We start from the raw sequence: 21,395 nt of genomic DNA on the forward strand, positions 1-21,395 counted from the left end.
GCCCGTGTAGGGGAGTCGCCAAGTTGGTCAAGGCACCGGATTTTGATTCCGGCATGCGAGGGTTCGAGTCCTTCCTCCCCTGCCAAAGTTTTTATGGCGGCACATGATGTTCACGGCAACCGCCGTACACCCATGTGGTTGTGGCATTGGTTGTCATTGGTCCGGTATTTCAAACAGCTTCATCATGTCGACCTCTCTATCTGACTTCATGGTCTTCACGGGCAATGCCAACCCGAGCCTGGCCGCAGAAATTGCTGAAAACCTGGGCATCGAACTGGGCGCAGCCACGGTGGGCCGCTTCTCAGACGGCGAAGTCACCGTTGAGTTGCACCAAAACGTGCGCGCCCGCGATGTGTTTGTGGTTCAGCCCACCTGTGCGCCCACCAACGAAAACCTGATGGAATTGCTGATCATGGTGGACGCCCTCAAGCGCGCGTCGGCCGAGCGCATCAGCGCCGTGATCCCCTACTTTGGCTATGCCCGCCAAGATCGCCGCCCGCGCTCAACTCGGGTGCCGATTTCGGCCAAGGTGGTGGCCAATTTGCTGCAAACCGTGGGCGTGGCCCGCATCCTGACCATGGACTTGCACGCCGACCAAATCCAGGGCTTTTTTGACATCCCGGTGGACAATATTTATGCCTCGCCGGTGTTGCTGGGCGACTTACGCCAAAAGGGCTACGAAGACCTGATCGTGGTCTCGCCCGATGTCGGTGGCGTGGTGCGTGCCCGCGCTTTGGCCAAACAGCTCGGTTGTGACTTGGCCATCATCGACAAACGCCGCCCCAAACCCAACGTCAGCGAAGTCATGCACGTGATTGGCGAGATCGAAGGGCGCAACTGCGTCATCATGGACGACATGATCGACACCGCAGGCACCTTGGTCAAAGCCGCCGAAGTGCTCAAAGAGCGCGGCGCCAAAAAAGTTTATGCGTATTGCACGCACCCCATTTTCTCGGGCCCGGCCATAGAGCGCATCAACCAAGGCAGTGCCTTGGACGAGGTGGTGATCACCAACACCATTCCCTTGACCATGAGCGCCGCCCAATCCCCCAAAATCCGCCAACTCTCGGTGGCTGCGCTGATCGCAGAAACGATTCAGCGCATTGCCAAAGGCGAGTCGGTGATGAGTTTGTTCTCCGATCAGGAGCAATTGTTTTAAAACATTGCCCTGACGAAGAACTCAACAGCGGGCTGTTCGCAGCCCTTTTTTTAACCCTGAATACCACTGGTCGCGGTGGATTCACACAGGAGTCATCATGAAATTTGTCGCATTTGAGCGAAGCAAGCAGGGTACGGGTGCGAGCCGCCGTCTCCGCATCACTGGCCGCACGCCAGGCATTGTGTACGGCGGTAAGGGCGAGCCCCAACTGATCGAACTCGACCACAACGCCTTGTGGCACGCTTTGAAAAAAGAAGCCTTTCACTCCACTATTTTGGAGATGGAGCTGAACCAGAAGTCGGCCCAGGTGTTGCTGCGCGACGTGCAGTTCCACCCCTTCAAGCCCTACGTGTTGCACATCGACTTCCAGCGAGTTGACGCCCACACCAAGCTGCACATGAAGGTGCCCTTGCACTACAGCGGTCAAGAAAATTCACCCGCGGTCAAAGCCGACGCCTGCTTGATCAACCATGTGTTGACCGAGATTGAGGTGTCTTGTCTGCCCGCCGATCTGCCCGAGTTCATTGCGGTGGATCTGAGCGGCTTGAAAAAGGGCAACTCGCTGCACTTGCAAGACATCACATTGCCCAATGGCGTGAGCGCTGTGGTGCGTGGCAAAAACAACCCGGTTTTGGTGGCGGTGGTGTCAGTGGCCGCAGAAGAAACCCCGGCCCCTGCTGCACCCGCAGCGCCAGCCGGCAAGAAGTAATCCACTTCCTTTTTCTTGTGCCCACAAAAACGGCCCACCTCGGTGGGCCGTTTTTCTGCACAGTCAGATAATGTCACCATGATCAAACTGATAGTGGGCCTGGGCAACCCTGGCCCCGAATACCAAGACACCCGCCACAACGCCGGTTTTTGGTGGGTTGATGCGCTCGCACAAAAACTCAAGGTGCCCTTACAGCACGAACGCGCTTACCAAGGCCTGATGGCACGCACACAAGTCAACGGCCAAACCCTTTGGCTGTTGCAGCCTCAAACCTTTATGAATGCCTCTGGCACATCGGTGGCTGCCCTGGCGCGTTTTTACAAGATTGAACCCGAGCAGGTGTTGGTCGTGCACGATGAATTGGACGTGGTGCCCGGCGAGGCCAAGCTCAAGCTTGGGGGCAGCCATGCAGGGCACAACGGTTTGCGCGACATCCATGCCAAATTGGGCACAGACGCCTATTGGCGCTTGCGCCTGGGCATTGGCCACCCTGGGGTGAAGTCAGAGGTGATTCACTGGGTGCTGAAAAAACCCAGCCCTGAGCAGCGTGAACTGATCCACGCTTGCGTGGCGCGCAGCCTATCGGCGGTGGATGACCTGCTCAGCGGCGACTTCACCCGCGCCACCCAGCGCATCCACACCAGCAAACCGCCCCGACCCAAACCGCCCCGACCAGTACAGGCTACACCACAAGCCCCCGCCGACACGCCCCAGCCAGCGTCACCAGACGCGCCGCCCCGTTGACCGGGGCACCAACGCGCTGACAGGCGTGGCCTTACAGGCCTGGCCACGAACAAATTGGGGCGCTATTTTGCCTGCGCCTGCAAGCGGTGGAATTTGGCCCACAACTGGTCTGAAACCTCAACGCGCTCGGGGTTGACCGGGATGCAGGCCACGGGGCACACCTGAACGCACTGGGGCTCGTCGAAATGCCCCACGCATTCGGTGCATTTGTCCGGGTCGATCTCGTAGATCTCACTGCCCATGTAAATGGCCAGGTTGGGGCACTCGGGTTCGCACACATCGCAATTGATGCATTGATCTGTGATCATCAAAGCCATGTCAGTTCCCTAGGCTTGGATGGGTCGACTGCGCTGCGGCACAAAACCCGATCAGCGCGACCCGAAATGGGATGACGGGTAACCTCACGCATCAGGCCACCGGGCGCAAGCGTTGTTTGAAATTGGGTTGCTCGGGCAAGCCCCCCAGGTGCGCGGTATCGGCCCACACCACAATTTCGGGTTGCTCGCCCAGCCAGCGCATGCGGTTCAAGCCCACATTGGGTATGTCGCAGGTGCGGGGGCCATCGAGTGGCAGGCCTTGGGCGCTGCGCCACAGCATGTCGAGCACACCGCCGTGGGTGACGATGACCAGGGTGTGTTCAGCATGCGCCTGCGCCAAACCGCGCACCGCTTGGCACACCCGGGCATGGAATGCACGGGTGCTCTCGCCGCCGCCGGGGATTGCAAAATCAGCGTCAAACTGAAGCCAGCGCTGCCACACATCGGCATGTTCGCGCTGAATATCGGCCGACAGCAAGCCTTCGAACAATCCGAAATGCTGCTCGCGCAAAGGCGCGTGGGCGGTGACGGGCAAGTTCAAGGCCTGACCCAAGGTGGTGGCGGTTTGGTGGGCGCGTTGCAAATCGCTGCTGAACAGGCGCAAGGGTTTGTCAAACCCACTTTGCCACTCCACACGCAAGCGATCGGCCAGGCGCTGCGCTTGGGTGAGTCCCAGGTCGTTGAGGGGCACATCGATTTGGCCTTGAAAACGCAGTTCACGGTTCCAAGCGGTTTCGCCATGGCGCACCAAAAAGATATCTGCCATGGCTCAGGCCGCCGCTTGTTTTTTGGCCATCAAGCGGCTCAACACCTCGGGGGTGACCCAAGGCTCCACCTCGCCACCCAACAGCGTGATTTCGCGCACCAAGGTGCTGGAGGTGTGTTGTTGGCTGGCAGACGGGGCCATGAAGATGGTTTCCACCTCGGGCATCAAGTGGCGGTTCATGCCAGCCAATTGGTGCTCGTAGTCAAAGTCGCTGACCGAGCGCACACCGCGCACCATGACCACGCCGCCTTGGGCGCGCACAAAGTCACGCACCAAGCCATCAAACGGTGCCACCCGCACCGAGCCCAGGCTGGCCGTGGCCTCTTGAACCATTTCCAAGCGCTCATCCAAACTGAACATGGTTTTTTTGTGGTGTGCCATGGCCACCCCCACCACCACCTGGTCAAACAAGGCACAAGCGCGCCGCACCAAGTCCAAGTGGCCCAAGGTGATGGGATCAAAAGTGCCGGGATAAACCGCGATCACGGGTTGGCGCATGCTGGCTCCTGTTGATTAGCGTGCAAATTATCCGCTGGTGGACAGGCCCAGCAAATGGGCATGAACCGCACCGGCGCGCAAATGGCGTTGGAGTTGCCATCCCAAGGGGGCCAATTGGGCCTCGCCCCAAGCTTCGCCGGCCTCCAAGTACACCCTGCCACCGGGTTTGATCGCGGCTTGCGCCGCTTGCAAGCTGGGGGCCAACAAGGCGCTGTCAAACGGAGGGTCCAAAAACACCAAGTCCCAACTCGCCGGGGCTTGGGCCAGCAAGGCATTGACCCCATTGGCGCGCTGAATCAGCACCCCGTCGGCTTTGAGCTTGGCTTTGCTGGCCAACAGTTGCTCGACCAAAGCGCCATCGGTTTCGCACGCCAGCACCTCTTTGGCGCCGCGTGAAGCGGCTTCAAAGGCCAGGGCACCGCTGCCCGCAAACGCATCCAGACAGCGCCAACCATGCAAGTCCTGGCCCAACCAATTGAACAAGGTTTCGCGCACCCGATCGGGCGTGGGCCGCAGCCCCGGGCGGTCCAGCACGCTGAGCTTGCTGCGCTTCCACAAGCCCCCAATGATGCGAACCTCACCTTTGGCCTTACCCCGGTGCTGGGGGGCAGGCGCTTTGCGGGCGGGCTTCAGGGAGAGCCTCCCACCACCACCGTGACTTGGCGCTCGGGTTGCACTTTGCGCGCAAAGGCTTGGGCGACGTCTTGCACCGTCAAGGCCTGCACTTTTTGCGTCCAGGTATCGAGGTAGTCCAGTGGCAATTGGTGCCAAGCGATGTTGGCCAAGTTGTCGAGCAATTTCCGGTTGCTGTCCAAGCGCAGGGCAAACCCGCCGGTCAGGTTGTCTTTGGCCGCTTGCAACTCAGCCTGGGTAGGGCCTTTTTCCACAAATTCTTTCAACACCGCGCGGGCCACCTCCACCGCTTGGCGGGCCTGGTCCGGCCGAGTTTGCAAGCCAATGGCAAAAGGACCCGCATGCAGACCTGGGGAAAAATAGCTGTAGACGCTGTAACTCAAACCCCGTTTTTCACGCACCTGCTCGGTCAAGCGCGACACAAAGCCACCACCACCCAAAACATAGTTGCCAACGGTCAGGGCAAAAAAATCGGGATCGTCGCGTTTGTAGCCGGGCTGCCCCATGCTCACATGGGCTTGCGCAGATTCAAAAGGGATGAAGATTTCTTTGGCTTGTGCGAGCGGCTGCACTTCAGGCACTGCCGGCAAGGCGGCACACGAGGCCCCGGTGGGCAAAGCCGCCAGCAACTCGGTCACCCGCGCTTGCACCTGGGCCTTGCTGAGCGCGCCGACCACACTGACCTTGGCGCGGCAGGGCACGATGTGCCGCGCATGAAAGGCCTGCATATCGGCCACCGACACCGACAGCAAGCTCTCGGGTGTGGTTTGTTGGCCGTAGGGGTGGGTGCCAAACACAGCGGGCGTCCAGGCGCGATCGGCCACTGTGCCGGGTTTGGTCAGTGCCTCGCGCAAACTGGCACTCCAGCGCTCACGTTCGCGGCCCCATATGTCTGCGGCGAACGCTGGGTCTGCCAGGTGTCGAGCGGCCAAGCGCATGGACGCATCCAGCACCTCGGTTCGGGTCAGGCTGCGCAGGGTAAAGCTCATGCGGTCGCCGCTGGCCGAGGCCGAGAACAAAGCGCCGCCATCGGCCCAGGCTTCGCCGACTGCGTTTTCGTCCATGGCTGGCAAATTGCCGCGAGCTTTTAAACCTTTGCCAATCATCATCGCGGTGGCACTGGCCAAACCAGAACGTCCCGTTGGGTCACGCCGACCCCCGGCATCGAAATCAATTTGCACATCCACCATCGGCAAACCCGGGCTTTGCACCAAGAAAACTTGGGCCCCATTGGCCTGGGTCCAGTGTTCAATCGGGATGCCCGCGTGGGCCAGCGCCATGCAAAGGGTGCCGGTTACCCATGCTGTTAAAAAGTGCTTCATCGCTCACCTCCACCGTGCCTGAGGGGCAGCGACGGTTTGCGCAGCCCTGTGGCTGCGCGGGCTTGGGGTAGCAAATGCGCCACGGTCAGTGCGTCATCGCCAAAGTACCGCGCCGCCACCGACTGCACCTGCGCCGGCGTGATCGATTGCAAAGCGGCGATCAAACGGTCATTGGTGTCGAGCGGCAAACCTTCGGCCCAAAAGCTGCCGATTTCTCGGGCCTGGTTGAACAGCGAGTCGCGCCCGTAAACGGCTGAGGCTTCCCACTGATTTTTCACCCGGCGAAGCTCACTCTCGCTGACACCGTCACGCGCCACGATGGCCACTTGCTCGCGCATGGCGCGCTCGAGATCGTGCGCACTTTTGCCAGCCGCCGGCACACCTTCCAAAACAAATGTTTGTGGGCCGCGCCCGGTCAAACCATTGTGGGCGCCCACGCTGTCGGCCAAACGCTGGGGACCTTGCGTCAAAGCCCGGTCCAATCGGGCGCTGCTGTAGCCGTCGAGCACGGCGGCCAATACCGTCAGCGCCAGTGCGTCTTGGTTCGAGGCACTGCCATCAAAACCAGTGAACGTGGGTACCTTGAAAGACAGGGCGACATAAGCTTGCTCGGCGGGGGCTTTCACGTCCAAGCGGCGCAGCCCGCGTTGGGGCGGCTCGGTGCGCGGTTTGCGCTCGGGCAAGGCGCGAGCCGGTATCGGGCCATAGTGGGTCAGGGCCAAACGGTGAACCTCATCGACCACCACATCACCCACCACCACCACCACCGCATTGGCAGGCGAATACCACTGCTTGTAAAAAGCGCGTGCATCGTCGGGCTTCATCGCATCCAAATCTTCCATCCAACCCACGATGGGGCGGCGATACGGAGAGGCACTGAATTGAACGGCAGACATTTGCTCGTACAACATGGCACGGGGCGCGTCTTCGGTGCGCATGCGGCGCTCCTCTTTGACCACTTCCAGCTCTTTGACAAACTCTTCATCTGCCCACCGGTTGTTGGCAAACCGATCGGCCTCCAGTTGCATCACATCGGCCAAACGCTGGGCCGGAATTTGCTGAAAATAACCGGTGTAGTCTCGGCTGGTAAAAGCATTTTCACGCCCGCCCAAGGCGGCCACCCGGCGCGAAAACTCGCCTGCTTTGACGCTGGGTGTGCCTTTGAAGAGCATGTGCTCCAGCACATGGGCGACGCCTGAGAGGCCATCCACCTCGTCCATGGAGCCCACCCGCAACCACACCATATGGACTGCAGTGGGCGCACGCCGGTCGGGTTTGACCACCAAGGTCATGCCGTTGGGCAAGTTGAAGGTGCTGATGGGGTTGGGGGCCTGTTGCGCCCGCAAATGGGGCGACAAACACATGGCGGCTGCGGCCAAGCAGCACGCAAAGAACTGTTTCATAGAATAAGGACCACAGACACACTGAGCATTGCTCGATCTAACGACTATATACCTTGACGCATGTTCAGTTTTTTCAAAAAAAGCAAAGCCAATGACGAGGGTGGTGGCAATACCCCAGCGACGAACGCTCCGCCCACCACCCCGGCTTCAGCCCTGGCCGTCAGTCCTGAACGCGTTGGCTGGCTGCAACGCTTGCGCAAAGGGTTGGCACGCACCGGTCAAGGCTTGGCCAGCGTTTTCACTGGCGCCCGTGTCGACGCCGCTTTGTATGAAGAACTGGAGTCGGCCTTGCTCATGGCCGATGCGGGTGTGTCCGCCACCACCCACCTGATGAAGCAATTGCAGCAAACCGTCAAATCCAAGGGCATCACCGAGGCGCACCAGGTTCAGGCCTTGCTCGAAGATTTGTTGTACGAGTTGCTCCAGCCCTTGGAAAAACCCCTGACCCTGGGCCAAGACCACCCCAGCGTGATCATGGTCACCGGCGTCAACGGGGCGGGCAAAACCACCAGCATTGGCAAGCTCACGCGCCACCTCAGCCAAAGCGGGGCCAGCGTGTTGCTGGCAGCAGCCGATACCTTCAGAGCGGCCGCGCGAGAACAACTCGAAGTCTGGGCCGACCGCAGCCGGGTCGATATCGTGAGCCAAGCCGGTGGAGACCCTGCCGCCGTGGCCTTTGATGCGGTCAGTGCCGGCAAAGCCCGGGGCAAGGACGTGGTCATTGTCGATACCGCAGGGCGCTTGCCGACCCAAACCCATTTGATGGAAGAGTTGAAAAAGATCAAACGGGTGGTGCAAAAAGCCGATCCCTCTGCCCCCCACGAGGTGTTGTTGGTCATCGACGGCAACACCGGCCAGAACGCGCTGGCCCAGGTGCAGGCCTTTGATCAAGCCCTGGGGCTGACGGGCTTGATCGTCACCAAGCTCGATGGCACGGCCAAGGGGGGCGTGCTGGCCGCCATCGCCTTGTGGTCGCTAGAGCGCCAACGCACCGCTGGTGCGACCGTGCCGGTTTACTTCATTGGCGTGGGCGAGAGCTTGGAAGACTTGCAAACCTTCTCGGCCCGGGAGTTCTCCCAAGCCTTGCTGGGCAGCGCCGCCACAGACACGCGCGCTGTGGGCTGAAGCCGGCTGCGAGACAGCCCTGCTTGATCGCTCGCAGGCTGCGACACATCAACACAGCCTCACAAACCACCAATAACTCCCATCCATTTGATTTTTATCAGTAAAACGAGGCTTTACCCAACTGCAATCGAGGGATAACCCTAGAATCTATACCAGATTGGCACTCAAGCAGACAGAGTGCTAACATTCGCACCTAAGTATCCATTCAGGAGAAATGCCATGACAGAACTTGCACTGAGCAGCCGCCCCATCAGCGTGGCCAACCCCTGGGCGCTGGTTCCACCCTTGGGCAATCTGGACGCCTATATATCAGCGGCCAACCGCTTGCCCATGCTCACCTTGGAGCAAGAACAAGAATTTGCCCGCCAATGGCGCGACCACCAAGACATGCAAGCCGCCGGCAAACTGGTGCTCTCACACCTGCGCTTGGTGGTTTCCATCTCGCGCCAGTACTTGGGCTATGGCCTGCCCCATGCCGACTTGATTCAAGAAGGCAATGTGGGCCTGATGAAGGCGGTCAAGCGCTTTGACCCCGAGCAAGGCGTTCGCTTGGTGAGCTATGCCCTGCACTGGATCAAAGCCGAAATCCATGAATACATTTTGAAAAACTGGCGCATGGTCAAGGTGGCCACCACCAAAGCCCAGCGCAAACTGTTTTTCAATCTGCGCTCGATGAAACAAGGCATGCGCGCCGAGGTCAGCGATGCCAATGCGCACCGCCAAAGCCTGAACCCTGATCAGGTCAACCAAGTGGCCGACAGCCTGCATGTCAAGCCCGAAGAGGTGCTGGAGATGGAAGCGCGCATGGCCGGTGGCGATGTGGTGCTCGACCCCAACCCGGGCGACGATGGCGAAGATGCTTTTGGCCCGATTTCCTACCTCACCGATGTGCGCCACGAGCCCACGGCGGTGATGGAAGCCCATCAGCGTGATGTGCTGTCCAGCGATGGATTGGCCATGGCGCTGGAGGGTTTGGATGCGCGCAGCCGGCGCATCGTCGAAGAACGTTGGCTCAAGGTCAATGACGACGGTTCGGGCGGCATGACCTTGCACGAGCTGGCGGCCGAATATGGCGTGAGCGCTGAGCGCATTCGCCAAATCGAAGTGGCGGCGATGAAAAAAATGAAAGCCAGCTTGGCCGAATTTGCCTGAGCCTCATCGGCCTCGAATGAAAGAGCCGCCTGCGGGCGGCTTTTTTGCGGGGGTCTGGCTCAGCCCAGGTACCCTTCAGCGGCCTTCGAGCAAGCTGGCGACGTCAGATTGCAAATCGGCCGTGCTCATATTCGGTCGGCTGAACAAGCGCAAACGCCCTTGCATGTCATACATGTAAAACCCCGCGAGGTGGTCCATCGTGTAACTGGTGGGCGTGGGGCCAGCGACTTTTTTGCGGTAGACCTTGTAATGCGTGATGACAGCCTCGAGTTCTGGCAGCGTGGGCACCAAAGCGACAAAACTTGGATCGAAGTTTTCCACATATGCCTTGAGCATCTCAGCGCTGTCGCGCTCTGGGTCCAAGGTGACAAAAACACCTTGAACCATGTCGCCTTTGGCACCCAAACCGCGTTTGAGCTCGGCCAACTGAAACATCGCCGTGGGGCAGGCATCGGGGCACTGGGTGTAACCAAAAAACACCATCACCACCCGCCCTTTGAAGTCCGCCAGGCTGCGGCGCTGGCCCCGCTGATCAGTCAGGTCAAAGCCCAGGGCGTAGTCTGCGCCCGTGAGGTCAAACGACTTGAAGCTGGGCTTGGCCGGGGCGCAAGCGCTCAAGGCACCCGCAGCAACCAGCGCACCCGCCATGAAAGAACGCCTTGTTGGTTGAGTCATTGTCATGCCTCTTATAAATAGTGGTCAATCAACAAAGCCGCAAACAACAAGCTCAGGTGGATGAGGGAAAATTTAAACGTCTTGCGCGCCAACTCGTCCGAGTATTGGCGCCACAAGGCATGACCGTAGTAGCAAAACATCACGCTCAATATGACCGCGCAGACCAAGTAAAACCAACCGCTCATGCGGTACACAAACGGCATCAAACAAGCAGCCAACAAAACCCAGGTGTAGAGCACTATTTGCAAGCGGGTGAATTCGTTGCCGTGGGTGACGGGCAGCATGGGCAAGCCCGATTTGCGGTAGTCCTCCACCCGGTACAAGGCCAAGGCCCAAAAGTGCGGTGGCGTCCACAAAAAGATGATGAGAAAGAGGATCAATGCCTCGGGGGCCACGTCCCCGGTCATCGCGGCCCAACCCAGCACCGGCGGCATGGCACCCGAAGCCCCGCCAATCACAATGTTTTGCGGCGTCAAGGGTTTGAGGATCACGGTGTAAACCACGGCATAACCCACAAAGGTGGCAAAGGTCAACCACATCGTCAAGGGGTTGACATACACCCACAACAACCACGATCCCGCCGCGCACAAGACCGCTGAAAAAAACAGGGTTTGGGTGTTGCTCAACTCCCCTTTGGCTGTGGGCCGCCAAGCGGTGCGGCGCATGCGCGCATCGATGCTTTGCTCGACGATGCAATTGAACGCCGCAGCAGCACCGGCCACCAACCAAATGCCCAAACAGGCCACCGCGCCCAAGCGCACCTCGTCCCAGCTTGGCACGCCGGGCACCGCCAGCACCATGCCGATCAAGGCACAAAACACAATCAACTGGATCACCCGGGGCTTGGTCAAAGCCTGGAATTGCCGCCAACGCTGGCCAAAAGTGAAGACCGGCGCCATCATGTAGCCCACCCCGCAGAGGATGCAGACGACACTGGCGAGCTTGCAGCTGGCACGGTCAGGCGCAGCAAACCGACCAAGGTCAACAACAAAGCGGCTGAGCCTGCGGTGTGCAGCAAAGCCGCCACCAGCGGCCAACCCAACACCACATTGCTCAAGCCCGTGGCCACCTGCAACAACAACAAGCCGCCCAAGGCTGTGACCCAAGCGCGCAACTCAGGCCGCGGCCACAACAACCAGCACACGCCCGCCACCGCCACCGCCAGCACATAAGCCCCCAAGCGATGCGCGTAGTGGATGGCGACCAAAGCCGGCATGGGCAGCCAACTTCCGTCGGCAGACATGCCCAGTTCTCGCCACAACACAAAGCCTGCGCCAAAGTCCATCTCTGGCCACCAGCTGTCTTGGCACTTGGGGAAGGTGTCGCAAGCCAAAACCGCGTAATTAGTGCTGACCCAACCACCCAGCGCCACTTGCACCCCCAGCAGCAGCAGCAGCCACCAAAGGGCGCGGCGCCAGCTGCGCTCGATTTCCACGGGTTGCGACAGACCCAAGGCGAAACGCAAGGCGCCCACTTGCCACGCCAGCAAAGCCAGCAACACCAAGCCACCCATCAAATGCAAAGTCACGATCATCGGAAACAATTTCATGGTGACGGTCAAGGCACCAAAGGCACCTTGCAACACAATCCAAGCCAAGGTGAACCATGCCAATCCCATGCCCAGCCGCTCAGTGCCTGGCCCTGAAGCCTTGCTGCGCCAGCTGCTTGCACAAGCCAGAAAGAGCACCAAGGCGCCAACCGCTGTGGCGAAATAGCGGTGAATCATCTCGATCCACGCCTTGCTCCAGGTCACCGCCCCGCTGGGCAGCGCGGCTTCAGCAGCGCGAATCGCCTGCTTTGCACCCCAAGGGCTGGTTTGCCCATAACACCCCGGCCAATCGGGGCAGCCCAGCCCCGAGTCGGTCAAGCGGGTGAAAGCCCCAAAGACCACCAAGTCAAAGGTCAGAAACAACACCCACACCGTGAGGCTGTGCCGTTTGGCCAACAGCGATTGGTTGGCGCCCCCACGCCACCAGACCCATGCCAGCGGCCCCAGGGCCAACAAGGCTGCCAGCAGCAACAGACTTGCCAAAGGGCTCAGGTCAAACAATGGGGTGGTATCCATGGCATTGGGGGGCTCAGCGCCCAGGCAAGTCCCATGACTTGGCAGCTCGGATCAAGCGTTCCAAGTCGCGTTTGAGTTTGGGGGCATTCTCAGCTTCCAATTGCGGCGGGAAGCGCATCATCCATCGGCCCATGGGATCGACCAGGTACAAATGCTCGGTCAGACCATGCCCTGATTGGGGTTGCAGCCATTGGCCCAAACCCTGCGGGTCCACCCGCAGGTTCCAGGAGCCGGGGATAGAGGCACGCAAAGCGGGGGAAACGTCGCCGGCATCCGTGATCAACCACACCCGGTCCAGTCTGTCCCGATCTTTGCCCAAGGCGGCGTGAATTTGGCGCTGGAAGTACAGGTTTTTTTCGCATTCGGCGGCACAAGCGGCCGAGGACACGCTGATCAACAGCCATTGCCCCTTGAGCTCGGGGAGAGAGGCCGCTCGACCATCCAAGTCGGTGGTGGCCAAGGCGGGCAGGTCGCGTTGCGGCTCGATCAACTCGCCAAAGCTGCGGCGGGCCTCCGGTCGGATCAGGTAATAAGTGACATAAGAAGCGATCACCGGAGACGCACACACCAATAGCAGTGCCAGCATGCGCCAGCGCCCAGCCCAACTGCGGTTGCCGTCGGCCTGCGCCACAGCCTCTGGCTGGGGCAGGTCGTAAACCGTCAAGCCCAAGGCTTGGTTTTTGTCAGGATTGGGTTGGGGGGGCACGGCGCAGGACCAAAATGATTTGAAACCAAACAAACAACACGGCCACCAGGCCAGACAAAGCGAACCACTGAAACGCATAACCCCGGTTTTTATCGGCACCCGATAAAGCCGGTGCCCAATCTCGCGTCAGACCTTCAGAAGCGTTGCCGGTTTGCAGCACCGTGGCGGTGATGGGCAACTTCATCTCTGCAGCCCATGCGTTCACATCTAGATTTTGCCTGATGGCCGATGACCTTGGTTCCGACCCAGATGCTGTGCCTTGATCGGTTCGCGAAAGCTCGACCATGCGCGAAGGTGGCGCCACCCAACGGCCTTGCACATGGACCGAGCCCGTGGGCGTCACGATGGGGGGCAGCACTTCGCTGGAGACGCGGTCACGAGGCGCCCAACCGCGCTGCACCAACACCATCGCCGTGGGTGACAACTGCAAGGGCGTCAAGACCCAAAAGCCAGGCACACCGTTTTGGCTGCGGTTTTGCAAAAAAACCGTGTGCTCTGCCAGCCACTCGCCTTGTAAGTGGACACTCCGGTGCATGCCCAAGGCAGCGTCTACCGGGGATTCAAATGCCGCGTTGCTCAAGGGTGGCAACAAGGCTTGGGCCTGTTGCAACTGGTGCAAGCTTTCTTTTTGCTGCGCCCTGTCAGATTGCCACACCCCCAGGCGCGCGGTGACGGCCATGGTGGTCAGTGCCACGACCGTGACAAACCACCACCGGGCCGTGCGCCAGGCTACTTTGGGAGCGGGGCTTGGGTGGCTGAAACTCATGCGTGAACACAGCGGATAATGGAATACATGAAATGGATTGTCGCCCTGGGCTTTGTGGCCATTCTTGGCAGTTTGGGCACTGCTTTATTTTTCATGATGCGCGATGGCCGCGATGGCCAAGCCAAAACCAGCAACATGATGAAGGCCCTGGCCATGCGGGTGGGGTTTTCGATCGTGGTGTTCCTGTGTGTGCTTCTGGCATGGAAGCTCGGTTACATCCAACCCTCGGGCATTCCCGCAGGTCATTGAGCATCAGCGCCCACAGCTCGGCAGGTTGTTTGTCCGGCTTCAAAGCAGCCGTGCAATTGGGTTGAGAAAAAAGGCCGCTCAGGGCGGCCTTTCATGCGGCTGGTTGGGTGGCCATCACATCCAATAAACCAGGATGTACAAGCCCAACCAAACCACGTCCACGAAGTGCCAATACCAAGCCGCACCCTCAAAACCAAAATGCTTGTCGGCATTGAAATGCCCTTTTTGCAAGCGCAAGGTGATGACCAGCAGCATCAACATGCCCAAAAACACGTGGAAACCGTGGAAGCCCGTGAGCATGTAAAAGGTGGAGCCATACGCACCCGAGGTGAGCTTGAGGTTCATTTCGCTGTAGGCATGGGCGTACTCATAACCCTGCACAAATAAGAACACGATACCCAACAACACCGTCAGCCACATAAAGGTGATGGTGCGGCTGCGTTGGTTTTCGCGCAGCGCATGGTGGGCAATGGTCAAGGTCACACCCGAAGTCAGCAACAAGGCGGTGTTGATGGTGGGAAGCCAAAAGGGTGTCATGGTTTGGAACGGCTCAATGATGCCCCCCGGAGAAGCCGTCGCACCAGCGGCCAGTGTGGGCCACACGGCTTTGAAGTCGGGCCACAACAGCGCGTTCTCTAAGTTGCCCAGCATCGGTACCGAGTGCGCACGCGCCCACCACAAGGCAGAGAAAAACGCACCAAAAAACATCACCTCAGAAAAAATAAACCAGCTCATGCTCCAGCGGAAAGACAATTCCACTTTGTGGCCATAGCTGCCGGCTTGACTTTCAGCGATGGCTTCACCAAACCATTGGTAGAGCACAAACAGCCAAAACACCATGCCAAACAACAAGGCATATTTGCCCCAATCTGAACCATTGATCCATTGACCAGCACCCAAGATCACAAAAAACAAACCCAGTGCCGCCATGGCCGGGTGGCGCGATGGACCGGGTACAAAGTAGTAAGGGGTTCCACCGTGGGAATTGGCGCTCATTGAAACGACTCCTAATTATTTCGCAACGACCCAGTTGACCAAGACGATCAACCCGATCACAAACAACAAACCAGACAACAAGCCCACCAAGAGCACATGCAGGGGTGAAACCCGCGCCAAGTCCTCTTCAAAGCCGCTTCTTTTGCGGATGCCCAAAAAAGACCATGCAACGGTCAACATGGCTCTCCCAAAAGAATTTTTGACGGGCTTGACCGGCAGCGATTGGCTCATGTACCGCCCCCTGTATGAACCGCGAGGGGCAAGGTCGCGACGGGTGCAGGGGGTGTTTTGGACCCCACCTCAAAAAAGGTATAGGACAAGGTGATGGTGGTCACGTCTTTGGACAGCTTGCCATCAACCACAAACGCCACTGGCCACTGCTTTTTTTCGCCCGGGGCCAAGGTGTATTGGTTGAAGCAAAAACATTCCAACTTGTTGAAATGCGCTGCCGCTTGGCGGGGTGCATAGCTGGGAATGGCTTGGGCCGACATGGTGCGGTCTTGAACGTTTTCAAATTCGTACATCACAGTGGTCAACTCACCTGGATGGACTTGCACCGAACGCTGAGCGGGCTTGAACTGCCATGGGCCTCGGGCATTGGCGTCAAATTCGACGGTGATGGTGCGGCTGGTATCGACCTGGGTATTGGTCAATGTAGCCCGGGCGTTGTTGGAGCCCTTGGCCTCTTTTTCACCCAGGGCCAAGATGTTGATGCCGGTGAACTCGCAAATGGCTTTGTACATGGGCACCAAGGCATAACCAAAGGCGAACATGCCCACAGCAATGATCACCAACTTGCGCAGCAAAAGCAGATTGTGCGACATGGATTAACCGGCGCGACCGACCAAAACGATTTTGGCCAGCACCCCCAAAAAGAAAACCAACCCCACGCTCGCCAAGATCAAGGCGAGCTTGAGGTTTTGCTTTTTTGGATCGGGGTTCATGCCGTTTCTCAGAACGCCAACACCTTGGTGGCGGTGGCATCGAGTTTGGGCGGGGTTTCAAAGGTGTGGAAAGGGGCTGGCGAAGGCACTTCCCACTCCAAACCTTCTGCAGCTTCCCATGGGCGCTGGGGTGCTGGCTCGCCCTTGCCACGCATGGTGGGCAACACCACGAACAAGAAGAAATACACCTGGGCGAAACCAAAGGCAAACGCACCCACCGAGGCCAGCGCGTTGAAGTCGGCAAACTGCATGGGGTAATCGGCATAACGACGGGGCATGCCCGCCAAGCCCAAGAAGTGCATGGGGAAGAAGGTCACATTGAAAGAAATGAGGGTCCACCAAAAGTGGATCTTGCCGCGGGTTTCGTTGTACATCACACCCGTCCACTTGGGCGACCAGTAGTAGTAACCAGCGAACATGGTGAACAAAGAACCCGCCACCAACACATAGTGGAAGTGCGCCACCACGTAATAGCCGTCTTGCAACTGCAAGTCGATGGGGGCCATGGCCAAAATCAAACCGGTGAAGCCACCCATGGTGAAGACAAAAATGAAGCCCACGGCAAACAACATGGGGGTTTCAAAAGTCATGGACCCTTTCCACATGGTGGCGATCCAGTTGAACACCTTCACGCCGGTGGGCACAGAGATGAGCATGGTCGCGTACATGAAAAACAACTGGCCGGTGACCGGCATGCCCGTGGTGTACATGTGGTGCGCCCACACGATGAACGACAAAATGGCAATCGACGACGTGGCGTACACCATGGAGGCGTAGCCAAACAAGCGTTTGCGCGAGAAGGCCGGCACGATCTGGCTGATGATGCCAAACGCCGGCAAGATCATGATGTACACCTCGGGGTGGCCAAAGAACCAGAAGATGTGCTGGAACATCACCGGGTCACCCCCACCGGCGGGGTTGAAGAAGGTGGTGCCAAAGTGGCGGTCGGTCAGCGTCATGGTGATGACACCTGCCAACACCGGCATCACGGCAATCAACAGGTAAGCGGTGATCAACCAAGTCCAAACAAACATGGGCATCTTCATCATGGTCATGCCGGGTGCGCGCATGTTCAAAATGGTCACGATGATGTTGATCGAACCCATGATGGATGAAGCACCCAGGATGTGCAGGGCAAAAATAGCAGCATCCATGGAGGGACCCATTTGCAGCGTCAAGGGCGCATACAGCGTCCAACCTGCAGCGGGTGCGCCACCTGGCATGAAGAAAGAGCCCGCCAGCATGGCAGCGGCTGGAATCATCAACCAGAAGCTGAAGTTGTTCATGCGGGCAAAAGCCATGTCGGATGCGCCGATTTGCAATGGGATCATCCAGTTCGCAAAGCCCACAAAGGCCGGCATGATGGCACCAAACACCATGATCAGGCCGTGCATGGTGGTGAACTGGTTGAACAACTCGGGGTTGACCAATTGCAACCCAGGTTGGAACAACTCAGCACGGATCAGCAGCGCCAAAACGCCGCCGATCATCAACATGGCGAAGGCAAACAGCAGGTAAAGGGTACCAATGTCTTTGTGGTTGGTGGCATAGACCCAGCGGCGCCAGCCGTGCGGGGCGCCGTGGTGATCATCATGCCCGTGGTCGCCAGCGGTGTGGCCATGGGGGTCGAGAACTGCGCTCATGGAATGTTCCTTCTCAATCGGGGCATGGGGTTAACGGGCGGCCTTGACTTCGGCAGGCTGAACCAACTGACCGGTCTTATTGGACCAATTGTTTTTGGTGTAACTGATGACGGCGGCCAAATCGGTGTCGCTCAACTGCTTCCAGGCGGGCATGGAACCGTTGTTTTGACCGTTCAGCAAAATTTTGATTTGCTTGGTCTTGTCGGAATCTAGCACCACGGCAGCACCATCCAGGGCCTTGATGGGACCTGCACCTTTGCCGGTGGGTTGGTGACAAGCCACACAGTTGGCTGCATAAACCTTTTCGCCGCGCTTGACGAGGTCGTCCAAGACCCACACCTTGCTCGGGTCGTCCAGCTTGGCCGCCATTTTCTTTTGCTGGTCCTGCACCCAGATCGCATAGTCGGGGGCACTCACCACTTTGACATGGATGGGCATGTAGGCGTGTTCTTTGCCGCACAGCTCTTGACACTGCCCGTAAAAATCGCCGGTGCGCTCAGCGCGGAACCAGGTGTCACGCACAAAACCAGGAATCGCGTCTTGTTTGATGCCAAAAGCGGGAACGGCAAAGGCGTGAATCACGTCATTGGCCGTGGTGATGATGCGCACTTTTTTGTCGACCGGCACCACCAAAGGGTTGTCCACTTTGAGCAAGTAATTGTCGATGTCCACACCCTTGGCACCGTTGTTGGACATTTCACGGTGTTCATTGTCCAAGGTGGAAACAAAGCCAATGCCCTCACCTTCGCCCTTGATGTAGTCGTAGCCCCATTTCCACTGGTAACCGGTGGCTTTGATGGTGAGGTCGGCGTTGGAGGTGTCTTTGCTTGCCACCACCGCTTTCGTGGCTGGCAGGGCCATCAAAATCACAATGACGAAAGGCACAATGGTCCAGGCGATTTCAACCTTCACCGACTCGTGAAAAGTGGCTGGCTTGTGGCCCAAGGATTTGCGGTGCTTCCATATGGAATAAAACATCACCCCGAAAACGACCACAAAGATCACCGTGCAAATGATCAGCATGAACCAGTGCAACCAAGCTTGCTCTTCGGCAATTTTGGTTGCAGCGGGGTGCAAGTTCAACTGCCTGACAGCCGGTCCGCCGGGCAGGTCGTTGACCGCCCAGGCAGAGCTTGCCAGCCAAGCGCCCAGCATCAGCGCGGCCGCGTTCAATTTCCCAAAGAGCTTGTTCATGGTGTTGGAAGACTTGAAAATTTGAGTGGCACGGGAGATGGTTTCATGTCGGGGCCACATAGAAGGATGCATTTGAATGGATTCAATCCTTGCATTCTAACAATCTGCGCAAGACCATTGGCTGACGCTAGGCTTTCAATTCGCGGGAGGGCGCCCCAACATGGCGCGCATGTCCCCCAGGGAAACCGCGCTTTGAGCCGCCATGGGCACACGGGGCAGCGGTTTGATAGCGTGGCCGTAAATCACCTCAAATGTGAGCTGTAACCTGCCATCACTGGCGCTGCGCTCGCCCCACTGCTCTACCGCAGCCAGCCAAGCCCCACGCCAAGCTTTGCCGCGGCAGGCTGCAAAACGGTCGCTGTGGGTGTTGCGCCCCATGCTTCGCAAATCTGCAAGCATGGCCAAGGCGTTGGCATAGGTCAAAGTGATGCGCTCCATGTCCATCACCGGCTGGGCAAAACCAGCCTCCAGCAACATGTCGCCCCAATCGTGCATATCGGTCATGCCCAGCCCGGGTGAGCCCCATTGCATGCGCTCGTGCAGGGCATGCAATTCGCGCAAGCTGTCGGGACCCAAGGCTGAAAACATGACAAAACCATCAACATTCAAGGACTGGTGCCAGCTTTTCAGCAAAGCCAGCGGTTGCTCACTTTGATGCAACAACATATTGGCCCAAACCATGTCCACGGCCTGCGTGGGTGCCAACCCGACTTGGCGCTTGCCACGGTGCCAGGATTGCCACCAGGGTTCGGCCAAGTGTTGGCGCGCCCAGTTCATGCGCGACACGGTGGGCTCGACCACCCAACAGCCTGCCCGGGGGTGGCGTTGCCGCAGCAAAGCATGTCCTTGCCATCCCCCATTGCCAGGGTGCCAATCGGCCCAGGATGATGGTGCTGTGCGAATCCAATCCAGGCGCTGCTGCATGCGCCGGGCCACTTCTTCATTGAGCCAAGCGGGTTTTGGCTGGGCCCGCTCCAACCAGCTCAGCGCTGCCAGGGCATCCAGGTGGGGGGGAAGCGCAGACTTGGTCAAAGACATGCCGGGCAGTATATTGGTGCCATGGCATTGTTTGGTTTCGCCTCCCCTGCCCACTGGGTCACAGCTCAGCGCGGTTACAGCGTGTGCGCCGTATGCCACGCTTGGCCCGCTGAGCCCATTTGCAGCCCTTGCGTTGAACGCTTTGCCCAGCCCATAGCGCGCTGCCCCCGGTGCACATTGCCAGGCGATATAACCCCTTGCCCCGTATGCACACAGCACCCGCCCCCTTGGGATCACGGTTTGTGTGCCGTGGCCTATGCGTATCCGTGGGATTCCTGCTTGGCGCGGTTGAAATTTGAGGGGGACAGCGCCATGGGCCGCTCGCTGGCCCATGTGATGCGGCACGCACCGGGCATAGAGCTCGCCCTGGAGATGGCTCAATGGGTGGTGCCCATGCCCTTGTCAACTGAGCGCTTGCGTGAACGCGGCTTTAACCAAGCCCTGGTCTTGGCACGCCACTTGGCCAAACGCAAAGCCTTGGGCCAAGCGCTGCTGCGCATCAAAGACACCGCCCCACAAGCGAGCCTGCCCAAGGCGCAGCGTTTACAAAATGTGGTGGGCACCATGGTGGTCAACCCGCGCCATGCCAAGGCCCTGAACCAATCCAGTGTGGTGCTGCTCGATGACGTGATGACCACGGGCAGCAGTTTGCATGCCGCTGCGCTTGCACTCAGGCAAGTGGGTGTGCGCCATATCACGGCCATGGTGTTCGCGCGCACCGATGCGCCCCGCTTCAACGCGCCTGTCGCGCCCTCTGCCTTGGGAGAGAATGCGGGCCATGTTTCACATCGTCTTGGTTCACCCTGAAATTCCACCCAACACGGGCAACGTGATCCGCCTGGCTGCCAACACTGGCTGCCATTTGCATCTGGTTGAGCCTTTGGGTTTTGACTTGAGCGACAAACAAATGCGCCGCGCTGGGCTGGATTACCACGAATACGCGCCGCTGAAAGTGCACACCGATTGGGACGCTTTGGCCGCCACCATGGCCACCTTGGGTGGCCAAGCCTACGCCTTGACCACGCGGGGCACCAAACAGCCCCACGACTGCGCCTTTGCACCCGGCGACTGGCTGGTGTTTGGCAGCGAAACCGCTGGATTGCCCTCAGCCGTGCGTGATGGTTTCCCCGCTGAGCGGCAATTGCGCTTGCCCATGCGCGCCGGGCAACGCAGCCTGAACCTGTCCAATGCAGTGGCCGTGGTGGTGTACGAGGCTTGGCGCCAGCATGGCTTTATCGACGCGGCTGCAGCTGGCTAAAAACCCAATGGATTGGGCCAGGGCCTGCCGCCC

Annotated in this window: 26 protein-coding genes and 1 tRNA gene; 9 read left to right on the forward strand and 18 right to left on the reverse strand. The window is 59.0% G+C overall.

The genetic code is table 11. The features are described from left to right. The first annotated feature begins 8 nt into the window (after positions 1 to 8). The 4 genes from AC8GFZ_RS05605 to pth all read left to right on the forward strand — a co-directional run bounded on the left by AC8GFZ_RS05605 (position 9) and on the right by pth (position 2,612). Positions 9 to 85: transfer RNA gene (locus AC8GFZ_RS05605), tRNA-Gln, on the forward strand. Positions 86 to 184: 99 nt separating this feature from the next. Next, positions 185 to 1,159, forward strand: a complete 975-nt coding sequence (locus AC8GFZ_RS05610; protein WP_506643173.1) for a ribose-phosphate pyrophosphokinase — start codon at positions 185 to 187, stop codon at positions 1,157 to 1,159. Positions 1,160 to 1,256: 97 nt separating this feature from the next. Then, positions 1,257 to 1,868 carry a 50S ribosomal protein L25/general stress protein Ctc gene (locus AC8GFZ_RS05615; protein ID WP_506643175.1) on the forward strand — a complete coding sequence of 204 codons (612 nt, stop codon included), beginning with the start codon at positions 1,257 to 1,259 and terminating at the stop codon, positions 1,866 to 1,868. Between the two features lie 78 nt (positions 1,869 to 1,946). Next, a complete protein-coding gene (pth, locus tag AC8GFZ_RS05620; RefSeq protein ID WP_506643177.1) occupies positions 1,947 to 2,612 on the forward strand; it encodes an aminoacyl-tRNA hydrolase in 666 nt (221 codons plus the stop codon). A gap of 62 nt (positions 2,613 to 2,674) precedes the next feature. Here pth and AC8GFZ_RS05625 read toward each other — a convergent pair whose 3' ends face one another. The 6 genes from AC8GFZ_RS05625 to AC8GFZ_RS05650 form a co-directional block, all read right to left on the reverse strand. Beyond that, positions 2,675 to 2,929, reverse strand: a complete 255-nt coding sequence (locus AC8GFZ_RS05625; RefSeq protein WP_506643179.1) for a YfhL family 4Fe-4S dicluster ferredoxin — start codon at positions 2,927 to 2,929, stop codon at positions 2,675 to 2,677. 91 nt (positions 2,930 to 3,020) lie between these two features. Then, positions 3,021 to 3,695 carry a histidine phosphatase family protein gene (locus AC8GFZ_RS05630; RefSeq protein ID WP_506643181.1) on the reverse strand — a complete coding sequence of 225 codons (675 nt, stop codon included), beginning with the start codon at positions 3,693 to 3,695 and terminating at the stop codon, positions 3,021 to 3,023. Between the two features lie 3 nt (positions 3,696 to 3,698). After that, entirely contained in the window at positions 3,699 to 4,193 is a 495-nt protein-coding gene (gene coaD / locus AC8GFZ_RS05635) for a pantetheine-phosphate adenylyltransferase (RefSeq protein WP_506643183.1), read from the reverse strand. Between the two features lie 27 nt (positions 4,194 to 4,220). Beyond that, positions 4,221 to 4,826 carry a 16S rRNA (guanine(966)-N(2))-methyltransferase RsmD gene (gene rsmD, locus AC8GFZ_RS05640; protein ID WP_506644244.1) on the reverse strand — a complete coding sequence of 202 codons (606 nt, stop codon included), beginning with the start codon at positions 4,824 to 4,826 and terminating at the stop codon, positions 4,221 to 4,223. After that, positions 4,823 to 6,106 (reverse strand): M16 family metallopeptidase, encoded by a 1,284-nt coding sequence (locus AC8GFZ_RS05645; protein WP_506643185.1) that lies wholly within the window; start codon positions 6,104 to 6,106, stop codon positions 4,823 to 4,825. The genes rsmD and AC8GFZ_RS05645 overlap by 4 nt, the downstream gene beginning before the upstream one ends. Before the next feature lie 38 nt (positions 6,107 to 6,144). Further along, positions 6,145 to 7,551 carry a M16 family metallopeptidase gene (locus AC8GFZ_RS05650; protein WP_506643187.1) on the reverse strand — a complete coding sequence of 469 codons (1,407 nt, stop codon included), beginning with the start codon at positions 7,549 to 7,551 and terminating at the stop codon, positions 6,145 to 6,147. 60 nt (positions 7,552 to 7,611) lie between these two features. Between AC8GFZ_RS05650 and ftsY the strand changes: the two genes are divergently transcribed. Both ftsY and rpoH read left to right on the forward strand, forming a co-directional pair. Then, positions 7,612 to 8,676 (forward strand): signal recognition particle-docking protein FtsY, encoded by a 1,065-nt coding sequence (gene ftsY / locus AC8GFZ_RS05655; RefSeq protein WP_506643189.1) that lies wholly within the window; start codon positions 7,612 to 7,614, stop codon positions 8,674 to 8,676. Between the two features lie 219 nt (positions 8,677 to 8,895). Beyond that, positions 8,896 to 9,828, forward strand: a complete 933-nt coding sequence (rpoH, locus tag AC8GFZ_RS05660; RefSeq protein WP_506643191.1) for an RNA polymerase sigma factor RpoH — start codon at positions 8,896 to 8,898, stop codon at positions 9,826 to 9,828. A 75-nt stretch (positions 9,829 to 9,903) separates the two neighbouring features. Here the strand turns inward: rpoH and AC8GFZ_RS05665 are convergent, their stop codons facing one another. The 5 genes from AC8GFZ_RS05665 to AC8GFZ_RS05685 are packed head-to-tail and all read right to left on the reverse strand — an operon-like array spanning position 9,904 to position 14,040. Then, entirely contained in the window at positions 9,904 to 10,503 is a 600-nt protein-coding gene (locus AC8GFZ_RS05665) for an SCO family protein (RefSeq protein ID WP_506643193.1), read from the reverse strand. 11 nt (positions 10,504 to 10,514) lie between these two features. Beyond that, entirely contained in the window at positions 10,515 to 11,405 is an 891-nt protein-coding gene (gene cyoE / locus AC8GFZ_RS05670) for a heme o synthase (protein ID WP_506643195.1), read from the reverse strand. Next, a complete protein-coding gene (locus AC8GFZ_RS05675) occupies positions 11,402 to 12,568 on the reverse strand; it encodes a COX15/CtaA family protein (RefSeq protein ID WP_506643197.1) in 1,167 nt (388 codons plus the stop codon). The genes cyoE and AC8GFZ_RS05675 overlap by 4 nt, the downstream gene beginning before the upstream one ends. A 13-nt stretch (positions 12,569 to 12,581) precedes the next feature. Next, the gene (locus AC8GFZ_RS05680) at positions 12,582 to 13,274 is read right to left on the reverse strand and encodes an SCO family protein (protein ID WP_506643199.1); all 693 of its coding nucleotides are present in this window, start codon (positions 13,272 to 13,274) and stop codon (positions 12,582 to 12,584) included. After that, positions 13,252 to 14,040: an SURF1 family protein gene (locus tag AC8GFZ_RS05685; protein ID WP_506643201.1), complete on the reverse strand. Its 789-nt coding sequence runs from the start codon at positions 14,038 to 14,040 to the stop codon at positions 13,252 to 13,254. The genes AC8GFZ_RS05680 and AC8GFZ_RS05685 overlap by 23 nt, the downstream gene beginning before the upstream one ends. 27 nt (positions 14,041 to 14,067) lie before the next feature. Between AC8GFZ_RS05685 and AC8GFZ_RS05690 the strand changes: the two genes are divergently transcribed. After that, a complete protein-coding gene (locus tag AC8GFZ_RS05690) occupies positions 14,068 to 14,289 on the forward strand; it encodes a twin transmembrane helix small protein (protein WP_506643203.1) in 222 nt (73 codons plus the stop codon). 114 nt (positions 14,290 to 14,403) lie between these two features. On the opposite strand, the gene AC8GFZ_RS05695 is transcribed toward AC8GFZ_RS05690, so the two are convergent. The 7 genes from AC8GFZ_RS05695 to AC8GFZ_RS05725 form a co-directional block, all read right to left on the reverse strand. Continuing rightward, entirely contained in the window at positions 14,404 to 15,285 is an 882-nt protein-coding gene (locus AC8GFZ_RS05695) for a cytochrome c oxidase subunit 3 (protein ID WP_506643205.1), read from the reverse strand. A 15-nt stretch (positions 15,286 to 15,300) separates the two neighbouring features. Then, the gene (locus tag AC8GFZ_RS05700) at positions 15,301 to 15,465 is read right to left on the reverse strand and encodes a DUF2970 domain-containing protein (protein WP_506643207.1); all 165 of its coding nucleotides are present in this window, start codon (positions 15,463 to 15,465) and stop codon (positions 15,301 to 15,303) included. A gap of 47 nt (positions 15,466 to 15,512) precedes the next feature. Beyond that, positions 15,513 to 16,109: a cytochrome c oxidase assembly protein gene (locus tag AC8GFZ_RS05705; protein WP_506643209.1), complete on the reverse strand. Its 597-nt coding sequence runs from the start codon at positions 16,107 to 16,109 to the stop codon at positions 15,513 to 15,515. Between the two features lie 3 nt (positions 16,110 to 16,112). Continuing rightward, positions 16,113 to 16,229 (reverse strand): cytochrome oxidase small assembly protein, encoded by a 117-nt coding sequence (locus AC8GFZ_RS05710; protein WP_506643211.1) that lies wholly within the window; start codon positions 16,227 to 16,229, stop codon positions 16,113 to 16,115. Positions 16,230 to 16,237: 8 nt separating this feature from the next. Next, complete coding sequence (gene ctaD, locus AC8GFZ_RS05715) at positions 16,238 to 17,872, reverse strand: cytochrome c oxidase subunit I (protein ID WP_506643213.1); 1,635 nt, start codon at positions 17,870 to 17,872, stop codon at positions 16,238 to 16,240. A gap of 30 nt (positions 17,873 to 17,902) precedes the next feature. Beyond that, a complete protein-coding gene (gene coxB, locus AC8GFZ_RS05720) occupies positions 17,903 to 19,027 on the reverse strand; it encodes a cytochrome c oxidase subunit II (RefSeq protein WP_506644246.1) in 1,125 nt (374 codons plus the stop codon). Between the two features lie 174 nt (positions 19,028 to 19,201). Then, complete coding sequence (locus AC8GFZ_RS05725) at positions 19,202 to 20,104, reverse strand: class I SAM-dependent methyltransferase (RefSeq protein ID WP_506643215.1); 903 nt, start codon at positions 20,102 to 20,104, stop codon at positions 19,202 to 19,204. 312 nt (positions 20,105 to 20,416) lie between these two features. Between AC8GFZ_RS05725 and AC8GFZ_RS05730 the strand changes: the two genes are divergently transcribed. Next, a complete protein-coding gene (locus AC8GFZ_RS05730) occupies positions 20,417 to 20,911 on the forward strand; it encodes a ComF family protein (protein ID WP_506643217.1) in 495 nt (164 codons plus the stop codon). After that, positions 20,883 to 21,362 carry a tRNA (cytidine(34)-2'-O)-methyltransferase gene (locus tag AC8GFZ_RS05735; RefSeq protein WP_506643219.1) on the forward strand — a complete coding sequence of 160 codons (480 nt, stop codon included), beginning with the start codon at positions 20,883 to 20,885 and terminating at the stop codon, positions 21,360 to 21,362. The genes AC8GFZ_RS05730 and AC8GFZ_RS05735 overlap by 29 nt, the downstream gene beginning before the upstream one ends. Positions 21,363 to 21,395 lie beyond the last annotated feature (33 nt).

This window comes from Limnohabitans rimovensis (SeqCode) (assembly GCF_965234775.1).
Classification (GTDB): Bacteria; Pseudomonadota; Gammaproteobacteria; order Burkholderiales; family Burkholderiaceae_C; genus Limnohabitans; species Limnohabitans rimovensis.